General features: G+C 72.5%; 1 protein-coding gene. It reads right to left on the bottom strand.

Features of this window, described 5'->3' with window-relative positions:
• Window positions 1–272: 272 nt before the first annotated feature.
• Window positions 273–1,311 (bottom strand): S1C family serine protease (locus DEIPI_RS27490; RefSeq protein WP_169736998.1); only part of this gene is annotated, 1,039 nt, incomplete at its 5' end.

The following is a 1,311-nucleotide window of genomic DNA, read 5'->3' as shown; positions in this document are numbered from 1 at the left end:
GCCGCGCCGAGCACGAGCAGGGTGGGGGAGGGCGCGCGGGCCTCGCGGGCGTGCGCGCCGAGAAGGACCGCGCTGAGGGCGGTCGTGACGAGGAGCGGCAGGATGCCGGGAGTGCTGCCCGCGCGGCGCATACGCCCCGACATTACCATGAAGGGAAATTGAAGAATATGCGTCGAAGCTGACGCGACTTCATCTTCGCCCGGTCTGCTGGCCTCACGACGCTCACAGGAAGGGCGGGTCCGGTCGTCCCGGACCCGCCCTACCACGACGCCTCAGCGGCGGCCGTTGACGTCCGCGCGCGCCCCGAGCGTCACGGGCACCTCCACGCTGTTCGCGCCGCGCTGCACGGTCAGCCGGATCGTGTCGCCCACCCTGGAGGACCGGATCTGCTCGATGAGGTCCGTCCAGACCCGCACCGACTTGCCGTTCACCGCGACGATCACGTCGCCCGACAGCTTCGGCGGGCGGCTCTCGCCGTCCACGACGTTGAGGGGACGCAGCCCCGCCCGGTCCGCCGGGCCGTCCTTGACGACGCTGTCGAACAGCACGCCGGGCTTCCCGCCCAGCCCGAAGTCCGTGAAGGCGGAGTCGGCGAGCTCGAACGGGAGCGAGTACCCGATCCCGATGGCGGGCGCGTCCGACTTCTTCCCGGCGCGCAGGTCCGCCAGCAGCGGGCTGCCCGACGTGATCGGCACCGCGTAGGAGTTCCACACGGGGTTGCGGTTCGACGAGCCCTCCTGCGCGCGGATGTAGCTCACCACGCCGATGCCCTCGCCGCGCGCGTTGATGACGGGTCCGCCCGAGTCGCCCGGCGCGAGCGGCGCGTCGAGCTCCAGCGTGCCGTTCGGGAAGTCCGCGCGTCCGGCGGCCACGTCGAGCCGCTTGAGGACGCCGCGCTTCTCCTTGAGGAGCTGCCCGCCGCTGTTGCCGATCGCGAGGGCCGCGTCGCCCACCTTCGGGCCCTGCTGCGCCAGCGGCACGAACGGCACCTTGCCCTTGACGTTGACCTTCACGAGCGCCACGTCGTTCGAGTCGTCGTACCCGATCACCGTGAGGTCGTAGCGCTCCCCGTTCAGGAGGCGGGCGCTGAGCTTCGGCGCGCCGAACACGACGTGGTAGGCGGTCAGCGCGAGGCCGTCGTCGCTGATGAACCAGCCCGTCCCGAGGCCGTCGGGGGCGCCCCGGTCCGAGGCGGAGCGCTGCTCCAGCCGGAAGGTGGCGGGCCGGAGCTTCTGGAACACCGCGTCGCTCACCGACGCCGTCTGGGCGGCGCTGGGGCGGTTCTGGGCGGGGGCGGCGGGGGTGGTCTGC

Source organism: Deinococcus pimensis DSM 21231 (assembly GCF_000519345.1).
Lineage (GTDB): Bacteria > Deinococcota > Deinococci > Deinococcales > Deinococcaceae > Deinococcus_A > Deinococcus_A pimensis.
Note: the sequence above shows the minus strand (reverse complement) of the source record. Positions and strands in the feature narration are given on the sequence as shown.